The organism is Listeria welshimeri serovar 6b str. SLCC5334 (genome assembly GCF_000060285.1).
In the GTDB taxonomy this organism is placed as follows: domain Bacteria; phylum Bacillota; class Bacilli; order Lactobacillales; family Listeriaceae; genus Listeria; species Listeria welshimeri.
Genome location: NC_008555.1, coordinates 516,114 through 534,850 on the forward strand (window position 1 = coordinate 516,114; position 18,737 = coordinate 534,850).

Below are 18,737 nucleotides of genomic sequence, written 5' to 3' on the forward strand. Positions count from 1 at the left end.
TTTTATGAAAGCGAAAAAGAGAAAAGAACAAACATTTCATGAGTATTTTAAAGAATGGGTAAATCTTTATAAAGTTGGAGCAATACGTTCAATTACCTTACAGAAATACTATGTAACAGAACAAAAAATCCAAGAACTGGCGCCAGATTTAAGAATTAAGGATCTTGATCGTTATACTTATCAGCAACTGCTAAATAATTATGCACTTACTCATGAGAAACAAACAACTATGGATTTTCATCATCATTTGAAAGGCGCTATTTTAGATGCTGTAGACGAGGGTGTTCTCAGCCAAAACCCCACAAGGAAAATTGTGATTAAAGGGAAAACGCCTCGATTAAAAAAAGCAAAATTTTTAAATCAATTTGAAGTTCAAGCATTATTAAAAGAATTAAATTTAAAAGAAGATATAAATTGGGATTGGTTTATTCTATTAATCATTAAAACTGGGCTTCGATTTTCAGAAGCATTAGCTCTAACCCCTTCAGACTTCGATTTTTCCAAGCAAAAAATTATTATTAACAAAACCTGGGATTACAAAATGGTTACTGGTTCTTTTCAGCCGACAAAAAACGAATCTTCCAATAGAAAAATTCAAATTGATTGGCAATTAGCAATGCAATTTTCCCAGTTAATTAAAATGAAAGATCCAGATAAACCAATTTTTGTTAAAAGTAGAGTATTTAATTCTACTATCAATAATCGTTTAAAAGTGTTGTGTGAAAACGCCAATATACCAACTATCACTGTCCATAGTTTACGACATACCCATGCTTCTTTACTTTTATTTGCCGGAGTTTCGATTGCAAGCGTTGCGAATAGATTAGGGCATTCAAGTATGACTACTACTCAGGAAACATACCTTCATGTTATTCAGGAATTGGAGAATCAAGATAATGATAAAATTATACGTCATTTATCAATGTTAATGTGATAAGAAATCCCCCATCTATTAAAACCAGATGGGGGATTTGAACTATATGAGCATATTTTGTAAATAGGTCTTTTTTAGAGAAGAGAGTTTATTTATTTTGTTTTTATGAAGAGTAATAACATTCTCCAATCTTTGTAAGAAAGTTCCTATTTTTTTTTGTTCTTCATAACAAGGAAACTTAACTATCAATTTCATCATAACATCTGAATTTAATTTAGCTCTCCCTCCGCCTACTAAAAATGGTTCGAACCTTATAATCTTAATAGCATTCATTAAAAATTTATTGTCATGTTTATTTTCTTTTGCCTGTAATACATGAGCATGATTATTCACCCAAATTTTACCATTTACGTGCTGCACAGGATAATTTTTCACGTTATTTGCCCCATCTTCAGCTACTAAAATAAATTCTCCATCATGTGTAAATCCTTCTACATAATCTTGAATACCATTCGCACCGTAATATGGTGTAGTACCGGAGATCCTAGCTGATGCAGTTATAGGAACCCTCAAATTATCATATCTATTTGCAATTTCATTTAACTTACGCTGCTCCCATTCTTCGTCAAAATTAATAAAACGTAACCTAGGAGCTTTTTCCTCATTATTAGCGAACATTTGCTGTAATAACCCTTTCTTCATCAGCTTTAAAGCATCTAGCTTACGTTGATGAAGAGCGATAGTATTATCGAGTTGTTTGAAAAAGTCACCTATTTTTTGTTGTTCATTAAAAATTGGATAAGATAATTTGACTTGCTTTAAATCTGTATTGTATAAATGAACAACTGATTTTCCTTGAGCACGTTTTATTATTTCCTTTTGTTGTTCACCATTTGAAATAGTCAATGCTAAAAAAATTGAATTAAGTTCTCTTTTAGGTTGAATAATATTCAAATCTCCACCTAAAATAAATCCCTCCGCTCCTATTACCGATGCTCTTGAAATATCTTTCGCTGTTTCACCTGATGATGGTACTACTACCTCATTCCCTTTGCTGACAACTGATTTATCTTTCATTTTTGTAAAAGTATTAACCTCAGTAATGATTGTTTCATATTTTGTATATAGACGTCCGTAAAGAACTAAAGGTATACCTTTTTCTACTAAGTCATTTTTTGTATAGCCAATTCCTTTTGAAAAAGCAGCTAATTCCTCTAGCTTACGCTGTTCCCAAGCTAGAAATGATAAGTTGAAGTTAAAAGATAAAGCGAAAAAACACATAAAAAAGAGGCAACAAAAAGTGCCCCTTTAAAAAAACTATATTACTTAAAAATATCTGTATTTACACTTTACTTATTTAAAGAAATTCGGTAAATACTCTTTATGCGCTTCTAATAATTCATCTAACATTTCGCGGGCTACAGATTCGCTTGGAGTTAGTGGGTTGATTGTCATTGCAAGGAGTGCTTTGTCGTAATCCCCAGTAACTGCTGCTTCGGCTGTTAGGCGTTCGAAAGTTTTGATTTCTTGGATGATGCCGTTGATAGCGATTGGAAGGCGTCCGCTTGCTAGTGGAATTGGGCCTTGGCGAGTGATAACACAGTTTGTTTCTACTGCGGAATCAGGATCGATATCAAGGATGGCACCATTGTTGCGCGTATTAACGATTTGAATGTCGCGTTTGTCGTTGTAGATAGAGTTAATTAAGTTACATGCTGCTTCGCTATAATAAGCGCCGCCACGTTGTTCTAATTGTTTTGGTTTTTCAGCAAGTTCTTCTTGTTTGTAAAGCTCGAAAAGTTCTGCTTCTACTTTTTTAACAACTTCTGCACGAGTACCATGTTCTGCGTATGCGCGAGCTTGGTCTTCCAGTTGTTGTTTTGTTTGCCAGTAGTAGCGCAAGTAGTCGATTGGAATCATGTTTAATGTACGTAAGAAAGTTTTGTCCCAACCAGTTGCGTTAATGTTTTTCAAGCTTGAGCCAGCTTCATCTTCTGTCATTTTGAAAACAACATCTTTTGTTACGTCTTTGCCATTGTGGTATACGGTTTTCGCGAATACCATGTGGTTTAAACCAACAAATTCTACGTAAATTTCAGATACATCTACGCCAAGATTTTCAGCGATATTACGTTCAATACCAATAGGGCCGTTGCATAAACCGACAACTTTCTTTTGATTACTATAACGAAGAACTGCTTCTGTTACCATTCCAGCTGGGTTAGCAAAGTTGATTAACCAAGCATCTGGGCAAAGGCGTTCCATATCTTTACAAATATCTAAAATAACTGGGATTGTACGAAGACCTTTGAACATGCCGCCTGGTCCGTTTGTTTCTTGACCAACTACGCCGTATGAATTTGGAATTCGTTCGTCTTTTACACGTGCATCTAGTAAACCAACACGTAATTGTGTTGTTACGAAATCTGCGTCTTTTAGAGCTTCTTCACGGTCGAGTGTTAAATGTACTTCCATGTTAACGCCCGCTTTTTTTACCATACGTTTTGCTAAATTACCAACGATTTCTAATTTTTCACGGCCAGCTTCTACGTCTACTAACCATAGTTCACGAACTGGTAATTCGTCTTGACGTTTAATAAATCCTTCAATTAGTTCGGGTGTATAACTTGATCCGCCACCAATAGTTGCGATTTTAATACCTTTAGTCATTATTTATACCTCCAAGGATATTTTTTTGAAAAGGCTTACTTCTTTGTTAGTGACCTTTTCTTCTCACAGTTATAGTATAGGAATATTATGAAAAAATAGCTAGCATTTGGCGAGCTTTAGGTAAGGATTTTCTAAGTAGGAACTTGTCACATTTGAGTAACGAGGTGTTACATGATAAAATAAAGTGAAAAGAGGTGCGGAAATGCTTTTTTTGGATAAAAATTTGGAATTAAATGATACGGAATTAGATATTTATAATTATATTGTGGCGAATTTAGATAAAGTGGTATATATGCGTATTCGTGATTTGGCGACCGAGGCACACGTTAGTACAACAACCATTCTACGCTTTTGTCGAAAGTTTGGTTGTAATGGTTTTTCGGAGTTTCGTGTGAAATTACAGCTTTATTTGGAAGAGCAGAAGTTGGCGCAAATTGATATGGCGGATGAAACAACTTATATTGATTTTCTGAAACGGACGGCTCAACCGGAGTTCAAAGCACAAATTCAAAATGCGGTAGATATTCTTCGGGACCGGGAACTTGTTTTATTCGCCGGGGTAGGTTCATCAGGTGTCATTGCTGAATATGGTGCGATTTATTTTTCATCTTTATTTACTTTGGCGCTACATATTGAAGACCCGCTCAATCATCCTTTTTACCATTTATCGAGTAAATTATCGGATAAAATCTGTATGATTGCGATTTCGGTGGAAGGGGAAAATGAAGATATTATCCGCTATATTCACCAATTGAAGGCGCAAAACTGTAAAGTGATTTCTATTACAAACAGCGCTAAATCCACTATTGCCAGACTTTCTGACGCGAATATCGCTTATTATATCAATAAGGAAATGTATCAAGAAGCCAATATCACCTCCCAATTACCTGCGCTCTATACGATTGAAAATATTGCCCGGGAAATAAGGACGCAGATTGATAAAGAAAAGATGTAAGACAGCCGTTTTGCTTGGATTTCCGAGCAAAACTTTTTTTGTAACAAAATTGTCACTTACGAAGAATTTTTTTATTTGCTACGATAGTTCTTTGGAGGTGAAATTATGTACAGTAATAAGAAGGAAAAGGTCGTTTTTACACTGATTATGTGTTCTTTAATGATTTTATGTATGAGCTCTTATAATATTTTTCTTGAAAATGGTATTGGTGCGAATTCTTTTATAATTATTTTAAAAGCATTTGTTCCGTTTCTTTTTATCGGATTTTTATTAGACTTTTTTATTGTTGGGAAAATTGCGGCGCGACTGCAGTCTTTCTTAGTAAGTGAAGATGCTTCGAAATTTAAAAAGATTATTATGATGCAATTATTAATGGTTACATTTATGTGTGTGCTTATGTCGGCGCTTAGTTTAATTGTGAATCAAGGTGAATGGAGCCATCTAGGTGTTCTTATTTTACGCAATTATTTTGTCGCATTATTTTTGCAAATCTTTATTGTTTCCCCATTTGTTCGGTTAATTAGTCCGCGAATTTTTGCTCTTTTGTAAAAATAAAAAACGCTTAGTCGAGTTTTTGACCCGGCTAAGCGTTTTGTTATTTATGTTTGGCATGATAAGCATCGAGGGCATCTTCTACCGTTTTCTTCGTATAACCTTCATCAATAATATAACCAAGATCATGTTTTCTAAAACTTGTTTTTAAATGGTCGATTAAATCAGCGAAGTAATATTCGATTCCCTTGTCATCAAGCCATTTTAGCAAGTCTTTCATTGATTCTGTTGCTGTTGTATCAATGTTAATAATAGCGCTAGATTCAAAAATAACTAATTTCGTATCATCTTGAATAGCTTCTTTTAGGCCATCTGCGAATTTATTAAAATTACCAAAGAAAAGAGATGCGCTATAACGATAAATGATTACATTAGGTATAGCCTTGGCTTCTGGTTTGCGTTTTAAATCAAAATAACCATGGCGGCCATCAATAACTCCTAATACAGCAACCGGTGATTTCATCGAACGACTCACAACATTGATAAATGATAAAATAATTCCAAGTAATACCCCGAAAATAACACCAACTAAAAGTGTTCCAATTGCAGCAACGATCCAAACAATTGCTTCACGACGGGAAACTCTAAATAACCCTTTTAGAATATCCACATCAATTATTCCGACAAGTGCTGAAAATACGATACCGGAAAGAACTGGTTGTGGCATATAATAAAGCAAACCACTTAGGAAAGCTACGATCAACGCGATAATAGATGCAGCAACAATTGATACCATTTGTGTTTTACCACGAAATTGTTCGTTAGCAGCAGTTCTAGATACACTGGCACTAGCTGGCGAACATCCAGAAAATGCAGCAACGAAATTAGAAATACCATAAGCAAATAGTTCACGATTATCATCAATAGTATATTTGTTTCTCATCGCAAAACTTTCACTTGGTAGAAGAGATCCTGCGAAAGTAGCGATGGCGCAAACTAAACCTCCGCCGATAGCAAGTGCCCATGAACTTGCACCAAAATCGGGAAGTGCTAGAGAAGGAAAACCAACTGGGATTTTTCCGACAATATCTACATTATATTGATCTAGTTTGAAAAAGTAAGCAGCCATTGTTCCTAAGACTAATACAACTAGCGACATGGGTATTTTAGGTATTACTTTTTTACAAGTGATTACAATAATAACTGTAACAACTCCCATGGCAAATGAAATCCAATTAGATTGAAAGAACTGACCAAAAATAATACCTAGACTGGAGAAAAAACTATCTCCACTTTCTTTTAATCCCATTATTTTAGGTATTTGCCCCATAATGATGGAAACACTAAGCCCAGAAATGAATCCACTAAGAACTGGAGCCGATATGTATTTGGCAAAACGGCCTAACTTCAATATGGAGAAGAGAACTAAAAATATTGCACAAAAGAATGCTAGGATTGGAGCGAGCGCGATAGCTTCTTTGGATCCTGCCGCAAGACCAGCTGTCCCAAGTATGATGGAGCCTGTAATTGCACTTGCAGTTGCATCAATCCCAAAGATTAATTGCGGTGAACTAGCAAAAATAATATATGCTAAAACCGGCAAAAAGGATGCATATAATCCATATATAGGTGGAAGTCCTGCTACTTGTGCATACCCCATCGCAACAGGAATTGTTAGTGCAGCAACACCAACACCTGAAATAACATCATTTCGTAAATAGGATGCTTTATACCCATTTAATGAAAGCAAGACGTGTTTAAACATAAGTTCCTCCCTTAAAACATAGTAATAATCTTATTCTACACTATTATAGTAATTATGGAAATCTTATAGTATTTACCCGTTTTAAGATAGAACAATCATTGCTAAATTAGGTTAGTTACAATTATTTAAACGATGGACTTACTTTCCTTCATTAGAAAAACAATAACCAGAAAAGTCCGCGATTTCTTTAGATGGAAATCGCGGACTTTTTTAATTGTTTTTCGCATAAATTGCCATTGCTGATTTTAAAAATATAGCAAGGCCGTCACCAAACTGATCGATATTCTTTTTGAAGCGTTCATCTGCTACGTACATTTCTCCTAAACTAGCAAATGCTTCCAGTGAATAAATATTTCCATGTGTGTCATTTAAGTAGTGGAAGAAATGATTCATTGCTTCTTGAGCTACTTCGGATTCAGGAGCGACTGTTCTAATGGATGCTAAATGACGAAATTCTGCTTCAAAACTTTCTTTTATCGTTTGTTGCTCTTGTTCGTTCATATTATTTACACGTTCATTTGCTTTGTCTACTACTTTATCTCCCCATAGTTTTCGTGCTTCTTCTTCATAGGGATTGTTTGAAAAATCAAATCCGGTAAATTTTTCTTCATTTGTCATGGTTATTTCTCCTTTTTGATTCTTGATGGTTTGATCGAGTGTATTAAGCATGGCTTCGATTCTCTGCTTTTTCTCTACTAACAAATGACGTTGTAAAGTTAAAGCGACCTTTTTATCAAAAGAAGGATCATCAAGAATTTGTTTTATTTTTTTCAAAGGGAAATCAAGTTCTTTAAAGAAAAGAATTTGTTGTAATTTGTCGACATCATTTTCGGAGTAAATACGATAACCGTTCCATTCGTCTTTTTGCGGGACGAGTAGCCCGATTTTGTCGTAGTGGTGAAGCGTGCGCACACTTACACTAGTAAGTTCAGCTAATTCTTTTGTTTGCATAAATGATTCCTCCTTCTGGTTTTCACTATAAGGTATGACGCGACGTAGTAGTCAAGTTTATTTTTGTTTATTATAACGCTTTTAGTGGAAAAGTGTTACTTAGGAACGAAGTGTCAAAGTTAATTGTAATAAAATAAATAAAACCATGGAAAAACTTACAACATTCTCGTATAATGAAGTGTAAATGTGTCTAATTTGTGAACTTAATTAGCGAGAATAAAAAGGGGATAGCAGCATGACGGGGAAATTAAAATCCATTGGTACGTGGCTATGGCATCATCTAACACCGCAAATATTTGCGGTTATTTGTGTTTTTATTATAACGATGATAGCTCTTTTTATACCTCCTTATGTTGGTATGGCTGACAATGGGGACTTTTTTCGGATATTCTCAAGTAATGGTTTATTTGTTAATAATGCGCATTATGACGCGTTGCAATTTGGGCATTTTGTGAAAGAATTTGGGATTTATCAATACTTTAATGAAAATCAAGTCGCTATATACTCGTCACAAAGTATTTTTATTCAGATGGCGATTCTTTTAAATAAGCTTTTTTGGTCGAGTACTGTTTTTGACGTGCGTTTTTTAGGTGGATTACAACTGGCACTTCTTTTGCCAGCTATTTATTTGTTAGTAGCAGGTTTAACGGTAAAAATGAAAGGCTGGTCGGGATATGTTGTTGCTGGGTTAACGGTGTTTATTTTTGCGGACACTGCTTATACAGCTTATTTTAACTCGTTTTTCAGTGAAGGACTTATTTTGATTATGATGCTGTATATTTCAGCAGGTTTTTTACTTTTATATCAGCATAAATACAATGATTATGCGATGTTAGGCTTGATTTTTGTAGCCTCTCTCATTTTAATTACTGCTAAACAGCAAAATGCGCCGATTGCGGTTGTTATTGCGGTTTGCGGAATACTTGTGTTTTTTATTCGGAAAAACCGTGCATTTCGTATTTCTGCTGCGGCTACTTTTTTTGTTATTTTCTTAAGTGGAGTGGTGATGTACGCATTTATTCCTGGTGAATTTGTGACAATAAATCAGTATCAAACAATGACTCGCGGGGTGTTACTTGATTCAGAAAACCCAGAAAAATCACTTGAGGAAATGGGAATGAATTCTGAATTCGCTTTACTGAAAGGAACCAACTTTTACCAAAAGTACAAAATGGTAGATTTGGATTCTGAACTAATGGAAAAGGAATTTTATCCTAATTATAATTTTGTAACGGTTTTAAGCTATTATTTGGAAAATCCAAAACAATTCGGGAAAATGCTTGATTTATCCGCGCAAAATAGTTTTTCGATAAGACCATTTGAGATGGGGAATTTTGAAAAAAATGCGGGTTATCGTTTTAAAGAGAAAACACACTTTTTCTCTGTTTATAGTGATGTAAAAGAAAAATTTGCTCCGGCGAAATTCAGCTTTTTAATTTTATGGGCGCTTGTTTTTCTAATTAGTTATGGTATAAATGCGTTTAAACAGTTCAGGGAGAAGAATATTCGAGGGACGCTTTTATTTGATTTAGTCGTCTTATTGATTGGTTCAGGATTCGCGGTGATTTTGGTGACAATAGTTGGAGACGGAGAAGCGGACTTAACAAAGCATAATTTCTTATTCAATGTTTGTTTTGATTTGACGATATTGATTGGTGCGGCTTCATTGCTGGAAGGATACTTGAAGAGAAGAGGTGAGCAGAATGCGTAAAAAAATCGTTATAAGTATTCTGCTTGCATTCGTATTTTTTATAGTTAATGAACATCCTGTTACAGCAAAAGCAGATAATGATGTGGTCGTTTTTTATGATAGTTTGGCAAAAGGAACGGATAATGAGGGGAATATGGACTCGTTACTTCGAATGTTAAATACTTTAGGTAAACGAGTGACTACTTATTCTTGGGAAGAAAACCCGGATTTAAGTCAAGCGAGTGAAATTATCGTCCTTCAAAATAAAAAGGACGGTTTAACGAAGGAATGGGCGGAAAAATTAACGGAAAACAAGGCAAAAATTGCATACATAGGCTCGAATCCACCAGCTTTCTTGATTAATCAATTACAATTGAAAACGAAAGCTATTACAGATTCATCCATTACAATTCAAACCGAATCAGGGCTAGCAGGAAAACCACAACTAGTGAACGAAATAGAACTCATTACCACTTATAAAGGAGAAGGTTTTGGCAAAATAGATGCTGCTGAGAATGGTGAAGCAGTTTATGGTGTTCGAGAGGGGAACTATGCTTATACACCAATATTTCAAGAGCACAATACGAGCGAATTTGCCTTAATGGATTTGCTAAAAGCAGTATTCGAAATAAAAGCTTCTTCTAATCAATACGTCCTTATAAAGGATATAAACCCATTTGTCGATTTTGATTTGCTGAAAAAAACAGCAGATACTTTTTATGAACAAGGGGTACCATTTATTGTAAGCGCAGGGCCGATTTTTTATAATCAAGATTTTCAAGCGGCCAAAAATTATGCGGAGATTATAAGATATGTTCAGGCGAAAAACGGCACTATTATGATGAATGTTCCCGCTGTCACTTACGGAGATAGTCCGGCTGGAGAACTTGAAGGAATCGTACAAAAATCACTACACTTCTTTGCGGAAAATGATGTGGCGGCACTTGGGGTTACGGCGGAACTTTATTGGAATTTTGATAAAGTATATGGTTTAGAAGGTTTTGCTCCCTTTAATACAGGAATTTTACTGCCAAATCAAAAAATTATTCATACAACGAAAAAGAATAATGGTAGCGCATTTGAAATATCTCCTTATAGTGTGGCGAGCGATTTTTACATGACTATAACAGATGGAAAGGATTTTCCGGTTGATATCGCTGTCACATATTCGTTCTTTAAAAATGAGAAAGAAATAAAAGCGGCAGCAGATGAACTAGCAAACAAAAATATTAGTGATTTCAGGTTCAAAGACCACGGAGTAAAAACAAACCAAGATACGCTAGAATCGACTGCGGGCTCTTTATATATTAATAATCAATCAGTAACACTTGATGGTGATTTAAAATATATCAAAACTACTAAAAATAAAATGCAAAAACAAGCTGGGAGTTTAGAAGGGTTTTTCGGTTATCAAAACACTTTTTTCACGATAGTTATTGTGCTTTCGCTTGGGATTATTGGAATTTTATTTGTCTTTGGATACCGGCTTTATATGAAAAAATATATGAAATGAGGTGAAATAAATGGTTGTTGCAGATTATTTAGCATTATTCGCAGTGATATGTATTTGGGGACTTTTGCTCATTAATATCGTATTAATCGTTGCGGGATACGTCTATTATTTAAAAAATGAAGCGCGTAAAGTACCTGAAATACCAGCGGAAGTACCATTTGTTTCCATCATGGTGCCGGCTCATAATGAAGGAAAAGTCATCGTGAAGACAGTAGAGTCACTTCTTGCTTTTGATTATCCTAAAGATTGCTACGAAATTATTGTCATTAATGATAATTCCTCGGATAATAGCGCAGAGCTTTTAGCGGCCATTCAAGCGAAAAATCCGACACGCTTGTTAAAAATTATTAACACGGATAACATCACGGGAGGAAAAGGGAAATCAAACGCGCTTAATATTGGTTTTGCTGAAAGTCGCGGGGAACTTGTGGCGATTTATGATGCGGATAATACGCCAGAACGGCAGGCGCTAAGAATTCTTGTTGGCGAGATTACGAATGATGCAAAACTTGGCGCAGTTATTGGTAAATTTAGAACGCGAAATCGAGATGCTAGCTGGTTAACACGCTTTATAAATATAGAAACGTTGAGCTTTCAGTGGATGGCTCAAGCCGGCAGATGGGCACTTTTCAAACTCTGCACAATTCCTGGTACCAATTTTATTGTGAGAAGATCGCTCTTAGAAGAAATTGGTGGTTGGGATGTGAAAGCTGTCGCGGAAGATACCGAGATTAGTTTTCGGATTTATATGATGGGTTACCGAATCAAATTCCAAGCGAAGGCTGTGACATGGGAACAAGAACCACAAACATTGCCAGTCTGGTTCAAACAACGATCAAGATGGGCAAAAGGCAATATTTATGTGATTTTGAAAAACGTACCACTACTTTTCAAACGAGAAGGTAGACGCGTTCGATTTGATATTTTGTACTTTTTATCGATTTACTTTTTACTCTTAACTTCCTTGATTGTAAGTGATATTTTACTCGTATTATATGCGCTTGGACTTGTACATACAACGCTTGCTGGTCTTAGCGGGGCGCTGTGGTTACTAGCTATTTTACTTTTTGTCGCAGGTACCTTTATTACTTTGACCACTGAAAAAGGGGAAATTAGTTTTTCAAATTTGTTATTTATTTTATTGATGTATGTGACTTATTGCCAACTTTGGATGGTGGTCGCCGCATATGGATTCTTTATTTTCTTAAAAGATACTGTACTAAAAAGAGAAACAAAATGGTATAAAACCGAGCGTTTCTAAAAAGGAGAGTGCCTAATGAAAAAATTAGCTGTAATGGGGCTGCTTGTTTTCGCCGTACTATTTCTGTATAGGCCAGACGTTTTCGCAGCAGATAAAAACTATCAAACAGTTTTTGGAACAGATAAAACTGCCCAAGGAAAATTCACAACAACGAAACAAAACTTTACGGTGGAAAATTACTGGGACGTATCAAACGCAAATGTGAAGCTTGTATACACCGTTACGCAACTAAGTGAAAAAGAAATTTCCACCATGACACTTAAAATAAATGATGTTGCGTTTTATTCTTTTAAACCAGACAAAACCGACAAAGGAACGAAACAAATAGAAATCGAAATTCCAAAAGATAAGCTAAAAAAAGGAGTAAATGTTTTATCCATCGAAAGCTTTGTCTACACAGATTTGCCAGATGGTCGTTGTACGATTGACGATACACCTGCCAACTGGCTACAATTCGATAAAACAAGCGCAGTAAACGTATCTTATTCAGATAAGGCTTTCCAAAAAACGATTGCCGAGTTTGGCGAGCGCTTCACTGGAATTGATACTGTGAAGAGTGGACAAGGCGCAGTAGCTGTCTCAAACAAAGCCGGCGATGCTGAACTTGGCGCCGCGCTTGAAGGGCTTTCTGGATTTTCTGCGGCGAATACGTTAGAAGATAAAAATATCGCTTTTGGTCAATACGAGGAAGCAAAAACTCGTGACGGTAAAAACTATCTCGTCCTTTTTTCGAGCTATGACAATTTACCGAATGATCTCAAATCACAAATAAAAGACGATAATAAATTAGAAAAACAAGCACTTTTCCAAGTAGTGACAGTCGGAAATACGAATACACTCGTGGTTACTTCTAAATCAAATGATGCCTTAAAAAAAGCTGGGAAGTTAATCGCCAACCAAAATTACTTAAGCCAGCTCAGAACAAACTCGAAATGGCTTACTACAGATGAAAAAATCGATACACCAGCGCATAACATTGATAAAAATACAAAATTAACTACAACTGGCGATAAATTAAAAGGAATTGGTCATATCACACAAGATTATTTCATCAGCATGCCGGCCAATCGGAGCGCCACCACAGGAACGGAAGTAGCACTTGATTTTAGATATGCGCAAAACTTGGATTTCGAGCATTCATTAGTAACGATTTTAGTGAACGGAAAACCAATTGGTAGCCAGAAACTTTCTGCTAAAAAAGCAAACGATGATAAAGTTACTTTCCAAATTCCAAGTGATTTAAATGTAAAAGGTGATTTTTCTGTAACAGTTGCCTTTGATTTGGTTTTAACGAATAATTATTGTGGTTTTATTGCAGATTCTGAAATCCCATGGGCATATATCACGCCAGAATCAAAAATCAATTTAAATACTGGGGAAGAAACGGATTTGCTTTTTGAACAATATCCGTACCCGTTCATTGCAGATGGGGACTTTAACAATACAGTCGTTGTCGTTCCTGACGAATTAACAACAGAAGATACAGATTCGCTAGCTAATATTTTCAATCTGTTGGGTCGCTTTCATGATGGTAATAGAGGAGATTTAACTGCTGTACATGCAGGCAATTGGAATAAACCAAAAGAAGGCTCGAACGTTATTGCAGTGGGCACAATGAACAATAATCCAGCCATCAAAAACGCCAACGACGACCTATATTTCCAGTACAACAAAACAGGCGAGTACTTCCTTTCCAATGAAAAAATCTCAATTGAAAAAAATTATGGCAAACAACTCGGTAGCGTGCAGTTGATTACTTCAGATGGCGTACCAATTCTTGCAGTCACCGGGCCAGGTGCGAAACAAACAGAGCTAGGTTCTGATTTAATCGCAACAAAAGCCAGTTTGGCTAAAATTTACGGAGATGGGGCAATCGTCGATAATGACAATACAATCCATTCCTACCAATTCAAAAAATCAGCAGACACAAAAGAAGAAAGCTTTGGATCAAAAATCAGTAACAACAAAGAAGTGACTGTGTTCGGGGCATTTGCACTTCTTACTGCTTTGATACTAGTTGTCGCTGTCCTACTAATCTTGCGTAAATATCGCCGGAGCCGGAAGTGAGGGAGAAATAAAAATGAAAAAAATAACGAATAACTTATTCGCGGATATCGGTTTTTTATTTTTCATCTTGCTTTGTTTTATCACGATTGGCTTTATGATTAATACGCCGGATGAATATTTGCGAAACATTATATTATTAAATATCACTTTTTTACTTGTGATTATCACTTATTTTACGAATTTAACGCTTGGTTTGATTTTAAATGTCCTTTACATTTTCATTTATGCGACTTATATTATTTATGAAATTGTCGCGAACCAAATCGCCTATGGAGTTGGTAGTTACTTCTGGCTCATTATCACGCCACTTTTTACAGTAGCGAGCGCAATGTTTACAAGGAACACATCCAGACTTCAAGCTGAAAATACAAAAATCAAACAGCAAAATCTGTATTTGGGAACGATTGATCAAGAAACGTTGCTTAAAAATATCGTCTCTTTCCAAAATGATGAGCGAATATTTTCCAGCATTTCGCGCCGTTATGATTTACCATTATCACTGATGGTTATCAAAGTAAGACACTGGCGCGAATTGAAACGATTCCAAAGTGAAGACGAAATGCGCCTTGCGTTACAAGATATTTCATCTATTTTAGAATCTTGTATTCGGACGAGTGATGTCCTCTACTTACTAGATAAAGAGGATGCGACTTGGGGACTTTTGCTATTAACCGACGAACCAGGCGGGAAATTAGTTGCGGACCGAATCAAAAGCCGTATTGCGGAAGCGAACACGGAAGATTTTGCTGCAAAATATCGCGTGAAGCTAGAACTCCGCATTGGAACGAGTCAATTTGATAGCGATAAAGTCAAGACACCACTTGATTTCATCGATTTAGCAACAAAAGAATTAGAATATGACGTGTAAAAAGTATAGTTACCTTCTATAATTGGAGGTAACTATACTTATTTTGACAGGGGGAGTATGATGAACTTAGAAGAAATAGTGGATTGTATGTTGTTAAATGAAAAAGACAAAGAAATTCAGCGGACCCAAACAGAGCATCGCATCAAACTAGTCAATTTTTGGCAAGTGAACAAAGGCGATAAAGTTCTGGAAATTGGTTGTGGGCAAGGTGATACAACAGCTGTACTTGCGAATGCAGTTGGTGCTAGCGGCTTTGTTCAAGGTATTGATATCGCACCGCGGACTTATGGTGCTCCGTTTACCATTGGAGATGCGACAGACTATTTGAAGAAATCCAAGCTTGGCGCACAAATCGATTTTAAACTAGGAACGGATATTTTAAAGGGCGATGTCAATTTTTCGGAAAATACTTTTGATGTAGTAGTATTATCGCATGCTTCGTGGTATTTTAGTTCCAAAAGTGAGCTTACGCTAATGCTCGAATTATTAAGCAAGTGGGCGAAACGCGTTTGTTATGCGGAATGGGATACGAGAATTACCAATGTGAAACAAACATCGCATATGTTAGCGGTACTCACCCAGTCATCCTACGAAGCATTCAAACAAGAAACGCAGTCTAACATTCGAACGTTCATCACACCAATGGATATGCAAGAAATTATCCAAAAGCACAACTGGAAAATAGGTGCAGAAACAAGTATCTTCTCAGAAAAAATGCAAGATAGCCGATGGGAAATTAGTTATGTAAAAGATTTTATCACAAAAGAATTAGAAGCCGATTTAGGTTTGCCAGAAAAATTCAAAGCATTTTTACTCAGTCAAAGCAAATTGATTACACTCGAAAATAGTTTGCCAATGGCGTCATACTGCACTTCTTGGCAGGCGAAGTAATTTTGCTTTCTTTTTCACAAGATTTAGATTTTTTATGCTATAATGGAACGTATTAACGAACTAAAGGAGTGTTGAATGTGAGAGCTGTACTTACTGTAATTGGAAAAGATAATGTGGGTATTGTCGCAGGTGTTAGTAATAAATTAGCTGAACTGAATATCAATATTGTGGATGTATCCCAAACGATTATGGATGGCTATTTTACAATGATGATGATGTGCGATATTAGCCAAATCACAAAAGAATTTGATGAAGTAAAAGCAGAATTAGCCGGAAAAGGTGAAGACCTCCAAGTAAAAATACATATTCAGCGGGAAGAAATTTTCAACGCAATGCACAAACTTTAGGATGGGGGCGATGCTAGTATGGAAACAAATCAAATCTTAGAAACGATACGAATGATTGAAGAAGAGAAGTTGGATATCCGGACGATTACGATGGGGATTTCTTTGCTAGATTGTATGGACGGCGACGGCGAAGTGGCTCGAAAGAAAATCTATCAAAAAATCGTCACCAAAGCGCGTAATTTAGTTGCTGTTGGTGAAGCGATTGAATCTGAGTTTGGTATTCCGATTATTAATAAACGAATTTCTGTCACACCGATTGCTATTATAGCTGGCTCTAGCGCTGACACGGATTATGTAGAATTTGCTAAAACACTTGATGCAGCAGCAAAAGAAGTTGGCGTGAATTTTATCGGTGGTTATTCCGCACTCGTTCAAAAAGGTTACACGAAAGGCGATGAAATATTGATTCGCTCGATTCCGCAAGCTTTGGCTCAAACAGAGCGTGTTTGTTCATCGGTCAATGTTGGCTCGACTCGAACAGGAATCAATATGGATGCGGTTCGTCAAATGGGTGAAGTGATTAAAGAAACGGCGGACTTAACAGCCGATACACAAGGCCTAGGTTGCGCGAAACTCGTTGTATTTGCCAATGCTGTCGAGGATAATCCTTTTATGGCCGGGGCATTCCACGGTGTTGGTGAAGCGGACTGCGTTATTAATGTTGGCGTCAGCGGACCAGGTGTGGTCAAACGTGCTATCGAAAAAGTAAAAGGCGAACCATTTGATATCGTTGCTGAAACAGTCAAACAAACTGCTTTCAAAATCACTAGAATGGGTCAACTCGTTGGTCAAGTCGCTTCTGAAAAACTAGGTGTTCCTTTTGGGATTGTCGATTTATCACTAGCGCCAACCCCGGCGATTGGCGATTCGGTCGCGCACATTTTAGAAGAGATGGGGCTTGAAATGGTCGGGACGCATGGCACTACAGCGGCACTCGCACTTTTAAATGATGCAGTGAAAAAAGGCGGCGTCATGGCTTGCGGACATGTCGGTGGTTTATCCGGCGCATTTATTCCAGTTTCTGAGGACGCTGGTATGATTGAAGCCGTGCAACAAGGTGCGCTCAATCTTGAAAAATTAGAGGCAATGACGGCAATTTGCTCGGTTGGTCTTGATATGATTGCCGTTCCAGGTGACACAACTGCCGAAACATTAGCAGCAATGATTGCGGATGAAGCCGCGATTGGCGTAATTAACAACAAAACAACCGCAGTCCGGGTAATTCCAGCAAGCGGCACCAAAGTTGGGGACATGGTCGAATTTGGTGGCTTACTTGGCACAGCACCAGTAATGCCAGTAAATGATAAATCTTCCGCTGACTTCATTGCCCGCGGTGGTCGAATCCCAGCACCAATTCATTCTTTTAAAAACTAACAAAAAAGGTTTCCTCCAAATTTGCGAGGAAACCTTTTATTATGTCGTTTTTCGTTCTACTAAATGGAAATCTAAATCGAGAAGTGGCAAGTTACTACCAAATAATTGATTCATAATAAGTGTAAAAGCATTTTCCGCTTGTAAATTTACCGGATAGTGAATTGTAGTAATATCAAGTAAATGTGCGACTTCCATATTATCAAACCCACAAATCGCAAAATCTTCCGGTACATTGTAAAGAAGACGTCTTGCCTCTGTTAACAGCCCCGCCGCAAAATAATCATTCGGTGTCAAAAAAGCATCTGGCTTATGTTCAGTTTCTCCATACCAATGCGCAATTTTCTCCCCATCTTGTCTACTACCTTGACCATAAAACTGTCTAAATTCATGCGGATCAAGCTCATAACGTGCACAAAAATCTTTAAAAGCAAGCATTCGACTTTGTGTATTTAACCCGGTCATATTACCGTAAACATTCACAAATTTCCGGTAACCTTTTGCATATAAATGTTCGAGTGCAAGTGTGTAGCCATCATATTGGTTCATAAACACAGAAGGGATTTTTTCGCTTTCGACACGTTGCCAAGTGACAATCGGACCGTATTTTGTATAATGCTCAATGGTTTTCCAATCATTCGACCGAATTACAAGCACGAGCGCATCAATCTGTTTTTGTCGTAGCATCTCTAAGGCTTCTAGTTCTTTATCAGGATCAATTCTAGTCATAAATAAAGTGACATTATAGCCATGTTCTTGAGCCATCATTGTAAAACTTTTTAAAAATACATTGAGCGAATCTGTGAAACTTGGTATGACAATGCCAATTAACTTAGTCGCTCCTTTTTTCAGTGATACGGCATTAATATTTGGAACATAATCTAACTTGTCAATAATTGTCTGGACGCGTTTTCTTGTTTCTTCGCTCACGTAGTCGCGTTTATTAATTACTCGTGAAACTGTCGCCGATGAAACACCCGCTAGTTTCGCGATTTCTTGTATATTTGCCAATTACAAAACAC

At 36.7% G+C, this 18,737-nt stretch carries 16 protein-coding genes; 11 read left to right on the forward strand and 5 right to left on the reverse strand.

What is annotated here, in order from left to right; all coding sequences use genetic code 11:
• Positions 1-4 precede the first annotated feature (4 nt).
• A complete protein-coding gene (locus tag LWE_RS02470; protein ID WP_011701326.1) occupies positions 5-934 on the forward strand; it encodes a site-specific integrase in 930 nt (309 codons plus the stop codon).
• Positions 935-976: 42 nt separating this feature from the next.
• On the opposite strand, the gene LWE_RS02475 is transcribed toward LWE_RS02470, so the two are convergent.
• Together LWE_RS02475 and LWE_RS02480 are read right to left on the reverse strand one after the other, a co-directional pair.
• The gene (locus tag LWE_RS02475; RefSeq protein WP_011701327.1) at positions 977-2,155 is read right to left on the reverse strand and encodes a restriction endonuclease subunit S; all 1,179 of its coding nucleotides are present in this window, start codon (positions 2,153-2,155) and stop codon (positions 977-979) included.
• Positions 2,156-2,227: 72 nt separating this feature from the next.
• Entirely contained in the window at positions 2,228-3,544 is a 1,317-nt protein-coding gene (locus tag LWE_RS02480) for a 6-phospho-beta-glucosidase (protein ID WP_011701328.1), read from the reverse strand.
• A gap of 202 nt (positions 3,545-3,746) precedes the next feature.
• Between LWE_RS02480 and LWE_RS02485 the strand changes: the two genes are divergently transcribed.
• A complete protein-coding gene (locus tag LWE_RS02485; protein WP_011701329.1) occupies positions 3,747-4,499 on the forward strand; it encodes a MurR/RpiR family transcriptional regulator in 753 nt (250 codons plus the stop codon).
• A gap of 105 nt (positions 4,500-4,604) precedes the next feature.
• Positions 4,605-5,048, forward strand: coding sequence for a hypothetical protein (locus tag LWE_RS02490; protein WP_011701330.1), 444 nt, complete (start codon positions 4,605-4,607; stop codon positions 5,046-5,048).
• Between the two features lie 46 nt (positions 5,049-5,094).
• Here LWE_RS02490 and LWE_RS02495 read toward each other — a convergent pair whose 3' ends face one another.
• Positions 5,095-6,756: a SulP family inorganic anion transporter gene (locus tag LWE_RS02495; protein WP_011701331.1), complete on the reverse strand. Its 1,662-nt coding sequence runs from the start codon at positions 6,754-6,756 to the stop codon at positions 5,095-5,097.
• Between the two features lie 210 nt (positions 6,757-6,966).
• Positions 6,967-7,707 (reverse strand): MerR family transcriptional regulator, encoded by a 741-nt coding sequence (locus tag LWE_RS02500; RefSeq protein WP_011701332.1) that lies wholly within the window; start codon positions 7,705-7,707, stop codon positions 6,967-6,969.
• A gap of 235 nt (positions 7,708-7,942) precedes the next feature.
• On the opposite strand from LWE_RS02500, the gene wsfD reads away from it, so the two are divergent.
• From wsfD to LWE_RS02540, 8 genes are all read left to right on the forward strand, one after another.
• Entirely contained in the window at positions 7,943-9,418 is a 1,476-nt protein-coding gene (wsfD, locus tag LWE_RS02505; RefSeq protein ID WP_011701333.1) for a glycan biosynthesis hexose transferase WsfD, read from the forward strand.
• Positions 9,411-10,910, forward strand: a complete 1,500-nt coding sequence (locus tag LWE_RS02510; protein WP_011701334.1) for a DUF2334 domain-containing protein — start codon at positions 9,411-9,413, stop codon at positions 10,908-10,910. Before wsfD ends, LWE_RS02510 begins: the two co-directional genes overlap by 8 nt.
• A 10-nt stretch (positions 10,911-10,920) precedes the next feature.
• Positions 10,921-12,171 (forward strand): glycosyltransferase family 2 protein, encoded by a 1,251-nt coding sequence (locus LWE_RS02515; protein ID WP_011701335.1) that lies wholly within the window; start codon positions 10,921-10,923, stop codon positions 12,169-12,171.
• A gap of 15 nt (positions 12,172-12,186) precedes the next feature.
• Positions 12,187-14,238 carry a cellulose biosynthesis cyclic di-GMP-binding regulatory protein BcsB gene (locus tag LWE_RS02520; protein ID WP_011701336.1) on the forward strand — a complete coding sequence of 684 codons (2,052 nt, stop codon included), beginning with the start codon at positions 12,187-12,189 and terminating at the stop codon, positions 14,236-14,238.
• Positions 14,239-14,251: 13 nt separating this feature from the next.
• Entirely contained in the window at positions 14,252-15,106 is an 855-nt protein-coding gene (locus LWE_RS02525) for a diguanylate cyclase domain-containing protein (RefSeq protein WP_011701337.1), read from the forward strand.
• A gap of 60 nt (positions 15,107-15,166) precedes the next feature.
• On the forward strand, positions 15,167-15,997 hold the full coding sequence (locus LWE_RS02530; protein ID WP_011701338.1) for a class I SAM-dependent methyltransferase: 831 nt from the start codon (positions 15,167-15,169) through the stop codon (positions 15,995-15,997).
• Between the two features lie 77 nt (positions 15,998-16,074).
• Positions 16,075-16,344 (forward strand): ACT domain-containing protein, encoded by a 270-nt coding sequence (locus LWE_RS02535; protein WP_003721327.1) that lies wholly within the window; start codon positions 16,075-16,077, stop codon positions 16,342-16,344.
• An 18-nt stretch (positions 16,345-16,362) separates the two neighbouring features.
• Entirely contained in the window at positions 16,363-17,718 is a 1,356-nt protein-coding gene (locus LWE_RS02540; RefSeq protein WP_011701339.1) for a PFL family protein, read from the forward strand.
• A 39-nt stretch (positions 17,719-17,757) separates the two neighbouring features.
• Here LWE_RS02540 and LWE_RS02545 read toward each other — a convergent pair whose 3' ends face one another.
• Entirely contained in the window at positions 17,758-18,726 is a 969-nt protein-coding gene (locus LWE_RS02545; protein ID WP_011701340.1) for a LacI family DNA-binding transcriptional regulator, read from the reverse strand.
• Positions 18,727-18,737 lie beyond the last annotated feature (11 nt).